We start from the raw sequence: 16,372 nt of genomic DNA, 5'->3' as shown, positions 1-16,372 counted from the left end.
AGCGAGCATGACGACACTACATATCAAGAACGGCCACCTGATCGACCCTGCCAACGGCATCGATGGCTTGCAAGACCTGTTTATCGCCGACGGCAAGGTGCTGGCCGTGGGCAGCGCCCCGGCCGGCTTCACCGCCGACACGACGTTCGACGCGGCCGGCCTGGTGGTTTCCCCCGGCCTGGTCGACCTGTCCGCGCGCCTGCGCGAGCCGGGTTACGAATACAAGGCGACCCTGGAATCGGAACTGCAGGCGGCGCTCCAAGGCGGCGTCACGAGCCTGGTGTGCCCGCCCGACACCGATCCCGTGCTGGACGAGCCGGGCCTGGTCGAGATGTTGAAATACCGCGCCAAGACGCAGAACAAGGCCCACGTGCACCCGCTGGGCGCACTGACCATGGGCTTGAAAGGCAAGTCGCTGACGGAAATGGCGGAACTGACGGAAGCGGGCTGCATCGGCTTCGCGCAGGCGGAAGAGCCGATCGAAGACACGACCGTGCTGCTGCGCGCCATGCAGTACGCGAACACCTTCGGCTATACCGTCTGGCTGCGCCCGCAAGACCCGCATATCGGCCGTGGCGGCATCGCCCACAGCGGCCCGCTGGCGTCGCGCCTGGGCTTGTCCGGCGTGCCCGTGATGTCCGAAACCATCGCCCTGCACACGATTTTCGAATTGATGCGCGCCAGCCGCGCGCGCGTGCACCTGTGCCGCATCTCGTCGGCGGCCGGCCTGGAACTGATCCGCGCTGCGAAAGCCGAAGGTCTCCCCGTCACCTGCGACGTGGGCGTGCACCATGTGCACCTGACGGACGCCGACATCGGCTTCTTCGATCCGAACGCCAGGGTCACGCCACCGTTCCGCAGCCAGCGCGACCGCGATGCGATCCGCGCCGGCCTGCTTGACGGCACGGTCGACGCCATGTGCTCGGACCACACGCCCGTCGACGACGATGAAAAACTGCTGCCGTTCGGCGAAGCGTCGCCCGGCGCCACTGGCCTGGAGCTGCTGCTGTCCTTGGCCCTGAAATGGGCCGACGACTACGCGCTGGGCCAGCCGCAAGCGGGTGCACGTCCGCTGGCGCGCGCCGTGGCCAAGGTCACGTCCGACGCGGCCCGTGTCGCCGGCATCCCGGCCGGCAGCCTGGCCGTGGGCGAAGCGGCCGACATCTGCGTCTTCGATCCCGCCGCGCGCTGGACCGTGTCGTCGGCCTCGCTGGCCAGCCAGGGCAAGCACACGCCTTTCCTCGGCTATGAGCTGAGCGGCATCGTCAAGGCGACCATCGTTGCCGGACAGGTGGCGTTTCAGCGTTAATTATTTGTATCGGAGCCGTAGGTCGGATTAGCGCTACGCGTAATCCGACAATTCCATGGCGGCTCCTGTCGGCTTACGCAGCGCCTCGCCGGCGCAGCTAAGCCGACCTACGCGGCTGTATGGATTTGCTTCCAACCTTGGTGTCATTTGAAACTTCTGCTTACCTACCGCCTCGCGCGCATTGCCATTCACCTGGGCTGCGGCATGGCCAAGAGCGCCGTGCTCTTTCCCTGGCTGGACCTGGAGGGACGCAACCGGCGCATCCGCCGCTGGTCGACGCAGCTGCTCGACATCTGCGGCGTGCACGTGGCGCAGCCGGCAGACAGCGTGCCGGCACTCGACCATGCGATGGTGGTGGCGAACCACGTTTCGTGGCTCGACATCTTCGTCATCAACGCCGTCCACCCTTGCCGTTTCGTCGCCAAGGCGGAAATCCGCGCCTGGCCGATCCTGGGCTGGCTGGCGGGGCGCGCCGGCACCATCTTCATTTCGCGCGGCAGCAAGCGCGACCTGCGTCTGATTTTCCAGGGCCTGGTGGATAAGTTGACTGCGGGCGAGCGCATTGCATTCTTCCCCGAAGGCACGACCGCCGCGCAAGGGCAGATCCTGCCGTTCCACGCCAACCTGTTCGAGGCGGCCATCGACGCGCAAGTGCCCGTGCAGCCGTTCGCGCTCGTGTATGTGGATGACAAGGGGGCGCTGCATCACGCCGTCGATTTCATCGGCGACATGAGCTTTGCGCAAAGCATGGTGGCGATTCTGAGCGGCCCGCCCATCACGGCGCGTTTGACCTGTCTGGCGCCAGTGGCGACGACAGGCGCGCACCGGCGTGAGCTGGCGGCGGCAACGCAGGCGGCCGTGGCCGCCGCGCTGCCGCTGGAGAAGGCCGCTTAATTTTTGACGTGCAGCCAGCGCGCATGCGCTGCGCGGGCCAGGTAGTCGAGGATAAAGCCTAAAATCCCGATCAGCACGATGGCGGCCATCAGTTCCGAATACGCGAGGCGGTCGCGCGTGTCGAGGATGAAGTAGCCCAGGCCCGCCGAGACACCCAGCATTTCCGCCGGCACCAGCACGATCCAGATGATGCCGATGGCCAGGCGCACGCCTGTCAGGATATCGGCCGTGATGCCCGGCAAAATCACCTTGAAGACGATTTCGCTGCGCGTGGCCGACAGGCTGCGCGCCAGCAGCAGCCAGTTCGGATCGAGCCGCGCCACGCCGGCCGCCGTATTGAGCAAAATCGGCCAGACGGCCGCAAACGCCAGCAGGAAATAGACGGGCGCGTCGCCGACGCCGAGCACCATCACGGCAATCGGCATCCACGACAGCGGCGAAATCATGCGCAGCAGCTGGAACAGCGGCATGGCCGCGCCGGAAAAGCTCTTCGACATGGCCACCAGCACACCGAGCGGCACGCCGATGACGATGGCCAGTCCCAGGCCCACGGCCACCCGTTGCAGGCTCAGGACCACGTGCAGCCAGATATCCGCGCCGCCCACCATCTCCTGGAACGCCAGCGCCGTGGGCAAGGGCGCGAAGGCGGTGGCGATGGGCGTGGATTTCTCCAGCGCCGTCACGCCCATGGACCACAGCAGCAAGGCACAGGCCAGCCCCACCAGGGGCAGGCCGAACTTCGTAAACAACTTGCTTGCCATTGTCAGACCGCCACGGTTTCGCTGCGCAGCAGGTTGGCCGGCAAGCCGAAAGCGGCCGGACCGCCGACCGCCGTGATGGCCTTGCGCACGAAGCGGTCATCGACCAGGTCGCGCGCGGCGAATTTCGGATCGAGGTTGGCCAGGAAGTGCGTGTCGCCCTCGACCTTGGTGCGGCCGATGGCGCGCACCAGTTCTTCCGTGTACGAAGCGAACGGATACGGCTGGAAGTCGATGCGGCGCTGCTGCCAGTTCTTGTGCACGATCAGGCCCTGCTTTTCATAGCCGGCGTAATCGGTGGTGGCCAGCACCTTGGTCAGCACTTGCAGCGGATGCGGCGTGTAGCGGTGCTCGCCCACGTTCGACAGCAGTTTGGCCGTGTCGACCTGGTTCGAGCGCGTCCACAACTGCGCCTTGACGATGGCGTTGGTGACCTTTTGCGCCCATTCGGGACGCGTGTTGATGTCGCGCTCGGACAGGAAGGTGACGCAGCACGCATGGTTTTTCCACACGTCGCCCGAGAAGCGCAGGATCTTGCCGATGCCGGCGTTTTCCGCCGCCGCATTGAACGGTTCGGCCACGATGTAGCCGGCAATCGACTTGCTGGCCAGCGCCGAGACCATTTCAGCCGGCGCCAGCACGATCAGGTTGACTTCATTCGGCTTGATGGCCGCGTTGCGCGCGCGCGTGACCGGCGTCAAGCCGTTGGAGGACAGGATTTGCTGCAGCAGGATGTTGTGGATCGAGTACCAGAAAGGGATCGCGACCGTGCGTCCGCCCAGGTCGGAAACCTTGTTGATCTCGTTGGCCACCGTCAGCGCGGAACCGTTGACGTGGTTCCAGGCGACGACCTTCGCCGGGAATTTGGCGCCGTAGCGCACCCACAGCGTGGCCGGGGACAGCAAATGAATCACGTTGACCTGGCCGGCGACGAACGCTTCGATGATCTGCGCCCAGCTGCGGAACAGCCGCGGCGTTTCCGCCTGCAAGCCTTCCGCTTCGAACAGCTTGCGGGCGTGGGCGACGAGCAGCGGGGTGGCGTCGGTGATGGGCAGGTAGCCGATTTTCACAGGCTGGTCGTCGCCTTTTGGGCCCTGCTGGGCCATGGCGTCACCGGCGAACAGCAGCGGCGAGGCAACGCTGGCCGTGGCCAGGGCCGACATGCGCAGGAAGTCGCGCCGCGTCAGGCCGCAGTCGCAATCGGACGAGGCGCAGATGTGCAGGGGTTTGTTGTGGTCTTCGAATGTCATGGGAATGTTCCGGTCGATTAAATGTGAGCGAAGGCGGGTGCTTGATCCTGCTTTTGCAGCGCCTGCAGGGCGTCGAGGATGTCCATTTTCAGGGCGATCACCTCGGCGCTGTGGCCGATGCGTGGCTGGTCGATGGCGACGGGCCATTCGCGCACGATGTTGCCCGGCTTGCCGCCCATGAGCAAGATGCGGTCGGCCACGAGGATCGCTTCGTCGATATCGTGCGTGACGAGCAGCACGGCCGTGTGCCAGCGGTGCACCACGTCGACCAGCAACGACTGCATCTCGGCGCGCGTGATGGCATCAAGGGCGGAAAACGGTTCGTCGGCGAACAGCAGTTCCGGTTCGCGCGCCAGCGCGCGGGCCAGGGCCACGCGCTGCGCCATGCCGCCCGACAGGGCGGATGGATACAGCTTTTCGCGCCCTTTCAGACCGACCGCTTCAATGGCTTGCGCCACGCGCGCCTGGTGCGCCTCGCGCGTGAGCTTGGGCTGGTGCTTGAAGTCCAGGCCGAAGCCGGCGTTGCCCGTGACGTTCAGCCAGGGCAAGAGGCTGGCCTGCTGGAAGACAAGGGCGCTGCGCGGGTCCGGTTCGCGCATGGGAGCGTCGAGGAACTGGATCTCGCCCGCGGACGGCGGCTGCAAGCCGGCCAGCACGCGCAGCAGGCTTGATTTGCCGCAGCCGCTGCCGCCCAGCAGGCAGACGATTTCGCGCTTGCGCACGCCCAGCGAGACGTGCTGGAACACGGGCGCGGCACCAGCATACGAGAAGCTCAGATCCTGCGCCTGCAAGGCCCAATCGGCAACGCTCATGCCTGCGCTCCCGCCGCCTTGGCTGCCTGCTGGCTGTCGAACAGCTGCAAGGCCGATTGCAACTGCGTCAGGCTGGGGGTGACTATGGGGATGAACGACGATTCGCGCCAGCGGCGGGCAAAGCCCTGCTGTTCGGCGTTCAGGTAGGCGCGCCCGCCCATGGCTTGCAGTTCTAGCATCAGCGCCTGCTGCAGCACGTCGGCCAGCTGTATGCGCAGGCGGAACATGGCTGGCGCCTGCGTCTTGAAGCGGCCATCGTGCACGCCGGCCAGCAGGGTAGCGACGGCTGCCTCCAGGGTGGCTTGCAGCGCTGCGATGCGTGGCGTGAGCTGGTTGCGCGAGCCGGCGGAAATTTGCGCCGCCTTTGCCAGGCTGGCGCGCGCCAGGCCGATCGACAGGCCGCACTGCATGCCGAGGAAAGCCGGGCGTACTTGCGGCAGCCAGGCGGACGCATTGTCGCTGATGATGTCGGTGGCGGGGATGTGCACCTGCGCCAGCTTGACGGAGGCCGTATTGCTGCCGCGCAGGGCGATCAGGTCCAGGTCGTCGCTGCGCTTGACGCCTTCCGTGCCGCTGTCGAAGGCGATGATGACGGGCGGTGCGCCGTCGTCCGGCGCCACGGCCGCCGCCGCGACAAAGCCCGCCTTGCGCAAGTTCGTCACCCACGCAAGTCCGCCGTCGACGAGCAAGCCGTCGCCGTGGCGCGCGCCCGTGATTTGCAGCTGCTCGATGCCTGACAAGAATTTCATGGCGTTCGACAAACCGCTGGCGCCTGCCTGCGTGCCAGCCAGCAGGCCGGGCAAGCGGCGCTCGGCCAGCGCGCGGTTCTCGCTTTGCAGCAGGAATTCGATGAAGCAGCGCTGGCCCCAGAAGACAAAGGCGGCCGTCACGGATTCTTCGGCCACCCTGGCGATGGCCTCGATGGTGTCGCGCACGTCGCCGCCCGCGCCGCCATGTTCCTGCGGCACGCCGATGGCCAGCAGCTTGTCGCCGGCCAGCGCCGGTAATACGGTTTCAGCCAGTTCCGACGATTGGTCGAGCTGGTCGGCATGCATGTGCAGCCAGTGATTGAGGCGGCCCATGTCAGACGGCGCCAGGCAGGTAGGGCGTCAATTGCGGATTGACTGGCGTGCCGGCCAGGCTGTTGGAGAAATTGCACAAGGTGGCCAGGCTGATGCCGAGCACGACTTCCAGCGCCTGCTGCTCGTTGTAGCCGGCGGCCAGAAAGGCTTGATATTCGCTGTCGCTGACGGCGCCGCGCGTGGCGATGACGGTCGTGGCGAAGGTGGCGACGGCGTCGAGCTTCGCATCGCCCGTCGGCTGGCCGTGCTGCAGGGCGCGCACCGTGTCCGGCGTCCGGCCCGCTTTTTTCAGCGAGATGGCGCTATGGCCGGCGATGCAGAAATCGCAGCCGTGGATACGCGCGGCCGTGATCTGCACCACTTCGCGTTCCATTAACGTCAGGCTGGCGCGCGCATTGATGCCGGAGACGGTCAGATAGGTTTCCAGGGCCAGCGGGGCATTGGCCAGCACGCCGATCAGGTTGGGCAGGAAGCCATTGTTGGCGATGGCCTTTTCCACGAAGGGGCGGCTATCGGCCGGGGCGGTATCGAGAGTGTGCAGCGTCAGACGGGACATGGGGTACCTTGCTAAGTTGGTAAGTCACCCGGCCATTATATCGGCCATGCCGTGCACGCAACAGACGTCAGCGTCGTCCTTTTGTGCTCGTTCGTCTGCGATTGTGCGATCCTTGATTTCAGCTGGCGCTTAGCTGGCCAGCTGCCGCAATCGCTGGTCGCGCCGGTAGGCGCCCGGCTGCTCGCCCGTGACCCGCTTGAAGGCGCGCGTAAAGGCGGCGTGCGAGCGGTAGCCCACCAGTTCGGCCGCGCGTTCGACGGAAACGCCGTCGTGCAGGCGGCGTGCGGCGATCTTCATGCGCAGCAGGAGCAGGAACTGGGCTGGCGAATGGCCGCTGGCGCTGGCGAAATGCTTGCAGAAGCTGGCGCGCGACATGCAGGCCGCCTTGGCCATGTTCTCGATCGACCAGTCGTCGGCGGGTGCATCGAGCATGCGTTCGAGCAGCGGTGAGAATGCGGGCTGGTGCAGCAGCGACAGCAGGCCGGCCGCCACCTGCTCGCCCTGCGCCACATGGCGGATCAGGTAAAAGAACAGCAGTTCGACCAGGCGCGAGGTCAAAGGCGACGGCTGTTCCGGATCGCCGCCCGCTTCCGCCAGGATCAGGTCGAACAGCGCGGCAGCGGCGCTGAAGGCGGGCGCGTCGCCGCGTATCAGCAGATACGGCGGGAACGAGTCGACGATCAGGGCGGAGAGGGCGCCGCGAAATTGAAAGAAGCCGCAGGCCAGCGCTGTCGCCGGCTGCTCCGTGGGCGTTTGCAGCGGTAGCATCGCCTGCGTGCTGACCGCCTGTAGCGGATCGCTGTGGGGACTGAGAAAGTGCGGCAGGTCGCGCAGCAGGAAGACGCCATCGCGCGGGCCGAGCGCAATGGGCGCCGCGCCATCGAGGTGCAGATAGCAGTGGCCATCAAGCACCAGGTGGAAGCTGCCCAATTCCCGGCCCGCCGTGGAAGCGCGCCAGCGGCCGCAGTACTGGCCCACATGCAGGACGGCGGTGTCGAGTTCCAGGCTGCCGAGCAGCCAGCGCGCCAGTCGGTCGGTATCAGGATGCATGGGGTCGCAAAGGCAAAAGCTTCATCATACGGGCCAGGCGCGGCAAGGCCAACGACCGATTTCGACTAAGCATATACGCATGATGGCTGCCATTTACCGCTTGCCGCTGTGCTGCTGGAACGTGGGGCAGTCGACTTGCAGCAGCGAGCGGTCTTCCAGGCACACGGCCGACAGTTTCCCGCCCCACACGCAGCCGCTATCGAGGCCGATCAGGTGGGGCCGCAACTGCAGGCCCAGCGCCGACCAGTGGCCGAAGACGATGGTGTCGCCGGCGCTGCGCCGTCCCGGCACGTCGAACCACGGCAACAGGCCGGAGCCGGGCGGCGGGCTGCCGCTTTCCTTCATCTTGAAGTCCATCACGCCGTCCGGCGTGCAAAAGCGCAGCCGCGTCATGGCGTTGACGATGCAGCGCAGCCGGTCGGCGCCCTGCAGGTCGTCGCGCCAGGCGGCCGGCTCGTTGCCGTACATGGTGCGCAGGAAGGCGACCCAATTATCGCTGCGCAGCATGCTGGACACCTCCCCGCTCAGGGACCGGGCCTGGGCCGTGCTCCATTGCGGCAGCAAGCCCGCATGCACGAGCACATGGCCGTCGTGTTCCAGTGCCAGTGGCCGCTGGCGCAGCCAGTTGATCAACTCCTCGCGGTCGGGGGCATCGAGGATTTCGGCGAGGGTGTCGGATGCATGCTCGGGCCGGATGCCGTTGGCCACGGCCAGCAAGTGCAAGTCATGGTTGCCCAGGACGCTGTCGGCCAGGCCTTGCCGCGCCAGAGAATAAATGTGGCGCAGGGTGGCCAGCGAGGCCGGGCCGCGATTGATCAAGTCGCCCGCGAACAGCAGGCGGTACGGGCCATCCGCTGCCGCCCTGATCCGTTCGATCAGTTCGACGGTTTGTGCATGGCAGCCTTGCAGATCACCGATAAAATAAGTTTTCATATATGGCGGGGTAAAGTGGACTACGCGCCTGCATTATAAGCATGCCTGCCCTTTGGCGTTGGATGCATTGCCGGCAGGTGCCCGATTGCGCACATGGCCGGCTGGAAGAAAAAGTGGCTGCCGATTATGTTGTATGGGGATTTAATTGATCTGCATTTCCGGTTGTCATATATCGGTCATAATCCGCCGGTATGGCTGACGGAATGAATAAGCGCACTACGCCAGCCTTGCTGAAATGCAATTTCATCCATGTTTATTCAATTTTCCACGCGCTTCCGGCATATTCTTCATTTAATCTTAATGCGGGGCCGATAAATAAGCCGGAGGCGTGATTCAATTGGCGATAGATTATGCAATGGTGCGCAAATATTTATACAATGTAGTATATTCCACGTGATTTTATTATTTAAATTAATATAAAGGATGTACCAATGGATCTGTCAACAATGACGATGCTGGAATTGCGCAAACTGGACGATAATGTCAAACAGGAATTGGACAGCCGCGAGCGCGAAGACTTGAACAAGGCGCGCGAACAGATCATGGCCATCGCGCAGCAGGCGGGCATTCCGCTGAAACAGCTGATACTCGATGGTTTGCACCCGCGCACGGGCAAAGTCGCGGTACGTTACCGCCATCCTGACAATACCTCTGAACAATGGACAGGCCGCGGCCGCCAGCCGCTGTGGGTCAGGCAGTGGGTGGAATCGGGCAAGTCGATCGATCTGCTGCGCGTATAATTCGGTATACTCTTGGCGCAGTAGCAAGCTGTCAGCCGCGGGCGGCACCTTGCCAGGCACCTTATTTATTCCCTTATTCGTCCCTTACTTATACCGCTCACACCATGCTTCCATTGTCCAGAACGATCTTCAAGGCCTACGATATTCGCGGCATCATCGCTAAAACCCTCGATGCCAGCGTGGCCCACAAGATCGGCCAGGCATTTGGCCAGGCCGCCCTGGCCAAGGGCGAGCAGCGGGTCGTGATCGGCCGCGATGGCCGCCTGTCGGGACCGGAATTGACGGCGGCGCTGGCGCAGGGCCTGCAGGCGGCAGGCGTCGACGTGATCGACCTGGGCGTGGTGGCTACGCCGATGGTTTACTTCGGCACGAATGTGCTCGACACGCGCTCCGGCATCATGGTCACGGGCAGCCACAATCCACCCGACTACAACGGCTTCAAGATGGTGCTGGCCGGCGAAGCGATCCACGGCGAAGCGATCCAGGCCCTGTACCACAGCATCGTCGCGCACGACGGCAGCGCCAGCAGCACGCCGGGCAGCTATGCCACGCACGATATCCGCGCCGCCTACCTCGAGCGCATCCTGGGCGACGTCAAGCTGGCGCGCCCGATCAAGATCGCCGTCGATTGCGGCAATGGCGTGGCCGGCGCGTTTGCGGGCGACCTGTTCCGCGGCATGGGCTGCGACGTCATCGAACTGTTCTGCGAAGTCGATGGCAATTTCCCGAACCACCATCCGGATCCGGCGCATCCGGAAAACCTGCAAGACCTGATCCGCTGCCTGGCCGAGACGGATGCGGAAATCGGCATCGCCTTCGATGGCGACGGCGACCGCCTGGGCGTGGTCACCAAGGATGGCCAGATCATCTACCCTGACCGCCAGATGATGCTGTTTGCTGCCGACGTGCTGACCCGCCACCCTGGCGCGCAGATTTTGTACGACGTCAAATGCACGCGCCACCTGGCGCCGTGGATCAGCAAGCATGGCGGCGTGCCGCTGATGTACAAGACGGGCCACTCGCTGGTGAAAGCCAAGCTGCGTGAAACGGGTGCACCGCTGGGCGGCGAAATGAGCGGCCATATCTTCTTCAAGGACCGCTGGTACGGTTTCGACGACGGCATGTATTCGGCCGCGCGCCTGCTGGAAATCCTCACGCGCGAAGCGGATCCGTCAAGCCTGCTGAACTCCCTGCCGCAGTCCGACAGCACGCCGGAACTGCACCTGGAACTGAAGGAAGGCGAAAACGTCGCGCTGATGGACATGCTGCGCCGCGACGCCGTCTTCCCTGGCAATGAACAGATCATCACCATCGACGGCTTGCGCGTGGAATACGCGGACGGCTTCGGCCTGGCTCGCTCGTCGAACACGACGCCGGTGATCGTCATGCGCTTCGAGGCGGAAACGCCGGAAGCCCTGGCACGCATCCAGGGTCAGTTCAAGAGCGTGATCCTGGCCGCCAAGCCTGACGCCGTCCTGCCGTTCTGACAGCATGGCCGGTCAACCTGGCGCACAGGCGCCCTTGAAAATCCTGCTGGTGCGGGTGTCTTCGCTGGGCGACGTGCTGCATAACCTGCCGATGGTGGCGGACATCGCCCGCCATTTCCCGAACGCGACCATCGATTGGGTGGTCGAAGAGGGCTACACGAGCCTGGTGCGCCTGAACCCGCGCGTGAATACGATCTTTCCGTTCGCGCTGCGGCGCTGGCGCAAGAGCCTGGGCAAGAAGGAGACGCGCGCGGAAATCGCCGCCTTCTTCCGCAGCCTGCGCCAGACGCACTACGATTACGTGTTCGATACCCAGGGCTTGCTCAAGACGGGCATCATCATGGGCGCCGCGCGCCTGGCGTCGGGCGGACAGAAGGTTGGCCTGGCCAATGGCAGCGAAGGCTCCGGCTACGAAGGCATCTCGCGCATTTTTCACACGAAAAGCATTCCCCTCGATCCGCGCACGCATGCGGTAGCGCGCGGCCGCCTGGTGGCTGGTGCAGCACTCGGCTACACGGTCGACACGCCTGCCGATTTCGGCTTGCCGGAAGTATCAAGCAGCGAGCCGCGCCCGGACTGGATGGGCGATGCGCCCTATTGTGTGTATTTCCACGGCACGGCGCGCGACGCCAAGAAGTGGGCGCTGGAAAACTGGATCGCGCTGGGCCAGGCGCTCGCTCCCATGCCGATTCTGCTGCCCTGGGGGTCGCCCAAGGAAAAGGCGGAAGCCGAACAACTGGCGGCCGGCCTGCCGAACGCGCGCGTGCTGCCAAAGCTGTCGATGGGCGACGCGACCCTGCTGGCGCGCCACGCGGCGCTGGTGGTCGGCGTCGACACGGGCCTGACGCACATCGCCGCCGCCTTTGTGCGCCCGACGGTGGAAATCTATGCCGATTCGCCGCTGTGGAAAACGGAAGGCAACTGGTCGCCGAAAATCATCAACCTGGGCGACAAGGGCGCGCCGCCCGGCGTGCCGGAAGTGCTGGCCGCGGCACGGCGCCTGCTGGCAGACTATCCTCCCGCCTGACTTTAATATTCAATAAACATGCGACTTCTTTATACCCTCGCCTGGTGGCTGGCCTTGCCCCTGGTGCTGGCACGGCTGTGGCTACGCGGCCGCCAGGAACCCGGTTACCGCCAGCACTGGGGCGAGCGCCTGGGCTTTTACGGCCGCCAGCCGGCATCTGCCACGGACACCATCTGGCTGCACGCCGTCTCTGTCGGAGAGACGCGCGCGGCCGAGCCGCTGGTCGATGCGCTGCTGGCCGCCTGGCCCGATTGCCGCATCGTCCTCACGCACATGACGCCGACGGGGCGCGCGACAGGTAAATCCCTGTTCGCCAAGCATGGCGCGCGCCTCGTGCAAAGCTATCTGCCCTACGACACGGGCGCCATGCCGGCCCGTTTCATCCGCCATTTCACGCCGCGCATCTGCATCCTGATGGAGACGGAAGTGTGGCCGAACCTGATCCACCAATGCAATCGCTACAAAGTGCCCGTGGTGCTGGCCAATGCGCGTCTGTCGCAGCGTTCGCTGGGCAAGGCGCAGCGCCTGGGTAAACTGATTGCGGACGCGGCGCGCGGCATCACCCTGGTGGCGGCGCAGACGCAGGACGACGCCGATCGGGTGCGCCAGCTGGGCGTGCGCGACGTGGTCGTCACGGGCAGTATCAAGTTCGACGTCGTCGTGCCCGAGGCGGCACTGGCGACGGGGGCCGCGCTGCGCAGCGCCATCGGCCAGCGTCCCGTGCTGCTGTGCGCCAGCACGCGCGAAGGGGAAGAACAGCTGATCCTCGATGCCTATGCCCGCGCCAGCTTGCCCGCGAATGCGCTGCTAGTGATCGTGCCGCGCCATCCGCAGCGCTTCGACGAGGTGGAAAAATTGATCGCGGCGCAGGGCCTGGCCGTGCAGCGCAGATCCAGCCTGGTGCAGGACGATGCCGTTACTGCGGGCACGCAAGTGCTGCTGGGCGACTCGATGGGCGAGATGTTTGCGTATTACGCGGCCTGCGATTGCGCTTTCGTCGGCGGCAGCCTGCTGCCGCTGGGCGGACAAAACCTGATCGAGCCGGCGGCCCTGGGCAAGCCCGTGCTGATCGGCCCCCACACCTTCAACTTTGCGCTCGTGACCGAGCAGGCGATTGCCGCCGGCGGCGCCGCGCTGGTGGCGGACGCCGATGCGCTGATGGCGCAGGGGGCGGCCTTGCTGCAGGATCCGGCGCGTTTATCTTCCATGGGACAGCGGGCGCTGGCGTTTGCCAACCAGCACCGGGGTGCCACGCCGCGTACTATCGCTGCCATCCAACCTCTGCTGCGATAGTTTAGTGCTGCGGGGTCTTGGCAGGAGTCAACTGATGCAGTGCCAGTTCATGCGTGAGCAACGTGCTGTATTGCTCGTCGTGCACTGTCAACAGCGCGCGCAGCGCTGCTTGTGCGCGCTCTTGTGACAGAAGGTCATGCTGTTGACCATTCGGCTCACCGGTAATGCGGTGAGCATCCCTGATCCAACGCAGCAGTTCATGGTCCAGGTACGTCTGGGGTGGCCCGTGTGGTGCGTGCGCCAGGGCCAGGTGCGCGATGGTCGCGAGCCATTGCCACTTGCTGCCGGAAGCGTAGCGTAGTAGCAGATAATGCTCCCCCCTCGCTTCCAGCAAGGGGCGCAGTGTGGCGAAGGGAATGAACGCACCCTGACGCGATACCATTTGGCAGGCAAATTTCTGCATGCCTGGCGCTACGTCGCCTGCAGCTTGCAGGGCGATCGCGTCTTTATCGGATGGCGCCGCCTTGAGCCAGGCGTTGTAGGCAGCCAGGCGCACGGATGGCAGCTTTGACTGCGTAAAGGCACGAATCAGCTCAAGATCTTCTGGCGCGCGCAGGCTGCCCAGCGACAGCAGGCTGACACGAATGGCCTGCGTGTTCGATGCCGGATTGGCCAGAATGGCGCGGTAGCTGATGCGTACATCCTCTCCCATTGTTTGAAGGCAGGCGACGGCCAGGTAGCGTACCGACGCTTGGGCATCCAACAGGCTTGCCAACGCCAGCGCGCGCATGTCCTGGCCGCCAGGCGCTTGCGTCAGCGACAATAACGCACTGGTACGTATCCGGCCGAAAGGCGACAACATCGCCTTGAGGTATAGCGCCGTTTGTACGTCGGGTGCGGTGCTGGCGCACAGCCTTAGTGCTTGCGTTGCCAGCACCGTATCTCCGCGCGTGGCAAGCGCCATACCGATGTATTGTGCTCGGTCGCCCAGGCCGTACTGGTGCAGCATGTAGAAGCAGCTCCTGGCGACGTGGACGTTCTTGCCACAGACGCCATCGAGCAAGTCTTGCACGCTCAGCAGTTCAAGTACGGTGCGTTCAAAGTGCTGCAGCCAGTCCGCATGGTCGCTCCTGCTCATTTCACGCAGGCGCAGAACCGTTCGGTAGTATCTGCAATAACTGGGGGACTGGCGCCAGTGGCAATAGGCGCTGCATGGTGACACGCGCTGCATGGCGCACGGCAGGCACCCAGTCATTGAGGCGCACGATGACCAAGGGCAGCATGCCTGTCCTGTCCAGAGCGGCACAGCGTTCCAGCGCGGCCTGTCGTTCATAGCCGGAATAATGGTTCAGTTCATCTTCCAGCGAGGGCTGGTCACTGGGCGCTGCAGGCAATGACTGGCTTGCTGGCGCGGTGGCCGCCCTGGCGCCAAACAGCATCTTGAAAATATTCATGGACGAAATGGGCAGGATGGAGCATCCAGTATCCCATGCCTACGGCGCAGGCGGTCGTGCCGTCTTATTGGAACAAGACGGGCAACTCCTGCGAACGCTTTCTGAGCGCCTGCTTGGCGCCATCGTAATCGGGATAAATCGATTCCACGGTGGCCCAGAAGCGGGGGCTGTGGTTCATTTCCAGCAGGTGCGACAGTTCGTGCGCCACCACGTAGTCGATCAGCGGCAGGGCGAAGTGGATCAAACGCCAGTTCAGGCGGATCTTGCGCTCGATGGTGCAGCTGCCCCAGCGCGTGCCGGCTGACGACAGCGACAGCGAGTCGTACTGCACGCCCAGCTTGTCCGCGTACAGGTCCAGGCGCGCTTCGAACAGCTGGCGCGCTTCGTGCTGGAACCAGCCCTTCACTTTTTCCTTCAATTGCTGCTCGCTACCCGTGGGCGTGACCCACACGTGCAGTTCATTCGTCTCGCGCTGGAAGCTGGCGCGGTGGCGCGGCGCCTGGTGTAATCGCAAGGTGATGTCGCCACCGAGGTAGGGCAGCACGGCGCCATCGACCCAGGCCACGGGCGGGCGCTGCTGGCGCTGTACCTTGCGCTCGCCCCGTTCCAGCAGTTTCGAGACGATCCAGCTTTGCTTGGCGCGGATGGCGTTGTCGATCTCGGCCAGGGTGACGCGTTTGGGCGCCGTGACGCGCAAGCCGTTATCGTCGATCATGAAGCCGATGGAACGGCGCGTGGAGCGGCGCAGCGCGAATTCGACGAGGTGGCTGCCCAACTGCAGCTGGCGCAGTGGCGGGCCATCGGCGGTGCGTGGCGGGGAAGGCAGGGGAGGCCGGGCAGGGCGAACGATGGGCGGCGCGGGCGCCACTACCGGTGGCGCCACGGGCGGCGCTGGCGGTGCCGTGGGGCGCACCGCCGGGGGCGTGCTGGTCGAGACGTCATGCGCGAACAAATCCAGTTGTTGGTCGCCGACCTTGATGGTCTTCATCTGCTGGCGCAGTGTCGGCTCCTGGATGACCGCGCTGATGCCGTCTAGCCAGCGTTGTAGGCGTGAGGCGAAATGACGCGCATTTCTGATTCTATCCAATTTTCCACCTGTTGCATCATGCTGTCCGGGGTTTGCCCTTCCGGCGAAATCGGTTTGCCTATAGAGACGGTGATCAGCCCCGGGCGTTTGAGGAATGACTGCTTGGGCCAGCACTCGCCTGAATTGTGCGCAATCGGCACCACCACGGCGCCCGTGGCAATGGCCAGACGCGTGCCGCCGCTCTTGTACTTGCCCGCCTGGCCCACGGGAATGCGGGTCCCTTCAGGGAACATGATAATCCATTGGCCATCAGCCAGGCGGCGCTTGCCATGTGCGACGACGCTTTTGAACGCATGCTTGCCCTGCTTGCGGTCGATGGGGATCATGCGCAGCAGCGCCATGGCCCAGCCGAAGAAGGGGATGTACAAAATCTCCTTCTTGAACACATACACGAGCGGGCGTGGCAAGCTTGGCAGCAAGAAGATGGTTTCCCATGCCGACTGGTGCTTCGACAGCACGATGGCCGGCGCGTCGGGGAAATTCTCGGCGCCCTTGACTTCATAGCGGATGCCGCAAATGACCTTGGCGCACCACAGGATAAACACGTTCCAGCGCGAGGTGACCCAATAACGCTTGTTGTAGCTCAATGGCGCGGCAAAAAAGCACACGCAGGCCCAGACGATAGTGGCCACGATCATGATGATCATGAACAGCAGGGATCGCAGGAACAGGGAAATATTACGCAATGCGGTTCTCCGAA

17 protein-coding genes are annotated in these 16,372 nt (G+C 64.4%); 6 read left to right on the top strand and 11 right to left on the bottom strand.

Annotated features, from left to right (window positions below; translation table 11 throughout):
- Positions 1–7: 7 nt before the first annotated feature.
- Both VM94_RS15435 and VM94_RS15430 read left to right on the top strand, forming a co-directional pair.
- Positions 8–1,309, top strand: a complete 1,302-nt coding sequence (locus VM94_RS15435; RefSeq protein WP_046684216.1) for a dihydroorotase — start codon at positions 8–10, stop codon at positions 1,307–1,309.
- Between the two features lie 147 nt (positions 1,310–1,456).
- The gene (locus VM94_RS15430) at positions 1,457–2,203 is read left to right on the top strand and encodes a lysophospholipid acyltransferase family protein (RefSeq protein ID WP_046684215.1); all 747 of its coding nucleotides are present in this window, start codon (positions 1,457–1,459) and stop codon (positions 2,201–2,203) included.
- On the opposite strand, the gene VM94_RS15425 is transcribed toward VM94_RS15430, so the two are convergent.
- From VM94_RS15425 to VM94_RS15395, 7 genes are all read right to left on the bottom strand, one after another.
- Positions 2,200–2,964 (bottom strand): ABC transporter permease, encoded by a 765-nt coding sequence (locus tag VM94_RS15425; RefSeq protein WP_035822080.1) that lies wholly within the window; start codon positions 2,962–2,964, stop codon positions 2,200–2,202. The genes VM94_RS15430 and VM94_RS15425 overlap by 4 nt on opposite strands.
- Positions 2,965–2,966: 2 nt before the next feature.
- A complete protein-coding gene (locus VM94_RS15420) occupies positions 2,967–4,211 on the bottom strand; it encodes an ABC transporter substrate-binding protein (protein WP_046684214.1) in 1,245 nt (414 codons plus the stop codon).
- 17 nt (positions 4,212–4,228) lie between these two features.
- Positions 4,229–5,023, bottom strand: coding sequence for an ABC transporter ATP-binding protein (locus VM94_RS15415; RefSeq protein WP_046684213.1), 795 nt, complete (start codon positions 5,021–5,023; stop codon positions 4,229–4,231).
- On the bottom strand, positions 5,020–6,105 hold the full coding sequence (locus VM94_RS15410) for an acyl-CoA dehydrogenase family protein (protein WP_046684212.1): 1,086 nt from the start codon (positions 6,103–6,105) through the stop codon (positions 5,020–5,022). Before VM94_RS15410 ends, VM94_RS15415 begins: the two co-directional genes overlap by 4 nt.
- Position 6,106: 1 nt before the next feature.
- Positions 6,107–6,661: a carboxymuconolactone decarboxylase family protein gene (locus VM94_RS15405; protein WP_046684211.1), complete on the bottom strand. Its 555-nt coding sequence runs from the start codon at positions 6,659–6,661 to the stop codon at positions 6,107–6,109.
- Positions 6,662–6,790: 129 nt separating this feature from the next.
- The gene (locus VM94_RS15400; protein ID WP_046684210.1) at positions 6,791–7,711 is read right to left on the bottom strand and encodes an AraC family transcriptional regulator; all 921 of its coding nucleotides are present in this window, start codon (positions 7,709–7,711) and stop codon (positions 6,791–6,793) included.
- A 93-nt stretch (positions 7,712–7,804) separates the two neighbouring features.
- The gene (locus VM94_RS15395) at positions 7,805–8,644 is read right to left on the bottom strand and encodes a symmetrical bis(5'-nucleosyl)-tetraphosphatase (RefSeq protein WP_046684209.1); all 840 of its coding nucleotides are present in this window, start codon (positions 8,642–8,644) and stop codon (positions 7,805–7,807) included.
- Positions 8,645–9,075: 431 nt separating this feature from the next.
- Between VM94_RS15395 and VM94_RS15390 the strand changes: the two genes are divergently transcribed.
- The 4 genes from VM94_RS15390 to waaA all read left to right on the top strand — a co-directional run bounded on the left by VM94_RS15390 (position 9,076) and on the right by waaA (position 13,191).
- A complete protein-coding gene (locus VM94_RS15390) occupies positions 9,076–9,384 on the top strand; it encodes an H-NS histone family protein (protein WP_046684208.1) in 309 nt (102 codons plus the stop codon).
- Positions 9,385–9,488: 104 nt separating this feature from the next.
- Positions 9,489–10,871, top strand: coding sequence for a phosphomannomutase/phosphoglucomutase (locus tag VM94_RS15385; protein WP_046684207.1), 1,383 nt, complete (start codon positions 9,489–9,491; stop codon positions 10,869–10,871).
- Positions 10,872–10,875: 4 nt separating this feature from the next.
- Positions 10,876–11,898: a lipopolysaccharide heptosyltransferase I gene (gene waaC, locus VM94_RS15380; RefSeq protein WP_046684206.1), complete on the top strand. Its 1,023-nt coding sequence runs from the start codon at positions 10,876–10,878 to the stop codon at positions 11,896–11,898.
- An 18-nt stretch (positions 11,899–11,916) separates the two neighbouring features.
- Positions 11,917–13,191, top strand: coding sequence for a lipid IV(A) 3-deoxy-D-manno-octulosonic acid transferase (gene waaA / locus VM94_RS15375; RefSeq protein WP_046684205.1), 1,275 nt, complete (start codon positions 11,917–11,919; stop codon positions 13,189–13,191).
- Position 13,192: 1 nt separating this feature from the next.
- Here the strand turns inward: waaA and VM94_RS15370 are convergent, their stop codons facing one another.
- From VM94_RS15370 to VM94_RS15355, 4 genes are all read right to left on the bottom strand, one after another.
- Positions 13,193–14,269, bottom strand: a complete 1,077-nt coding sequence (locus VM94_RS15370) for a hypothetical protein (protein ID WP_046684204.1) — start codon at positions 14,267–14,269, stop codon at positions 13,193–13,195.
- 1 nt (position 14,270) lies between these two features.
- The gene (locus tag VM94_RS15365) at positions 14,271–14,585 is read right to left on the bottom strand and encodes a hypothetical protein (protein WP_046684203.1); all 315 of its coding nucleotides are present in this window, start codon (positions 14,583–14,585) and stop codon (positions 14,271–14,273) included.
- A 64-nt stretch (positions 14,586–14,649) separates the two neighbouring features.
- Positions 14,650–15,573, bottom strand: a complete 924-nt coding sequence (locus VM94_RS15360) for a M48 family metallopeptidase (RefSeq protein WP_046684202.1) — start codon at positions 15,571–15,573, stop codon at positions 14,650–14,652.
- 44 nt (positions 15,574–15,617) lie between these two features.
- Positions 15,618–16,358 carry a lysophospholipid acyltransferase family protein gene (locus VM94_RS15355; RefSeq protein ID WP_034746739.1) on the bottom strand — a complete coding sequence of 247 codons (741 nt, stop codon included), beginning with the start codon at positions 16,356–16,358 and terminating at the stop codon, positions 15,618–15,620.
- Between the last annotated feature and the right edge of the window lie 14 nt (positions 16,359–16,372).

Origin of the sequence: Janthinobacterium sp. KBS0711 (assembly GCF_000988085.1) — a bacterium.
Classification (GTDB): Bacteria; Pseudomonadota; Gammaproteobacteria; order Burkholderiales; family Burkholderiaceae_D; genus Janthinobacterium; species Janthinobacterium lividum_E.
This window is presented reverse-complemented; position numbering and strand designations above follow the sequence as displayed.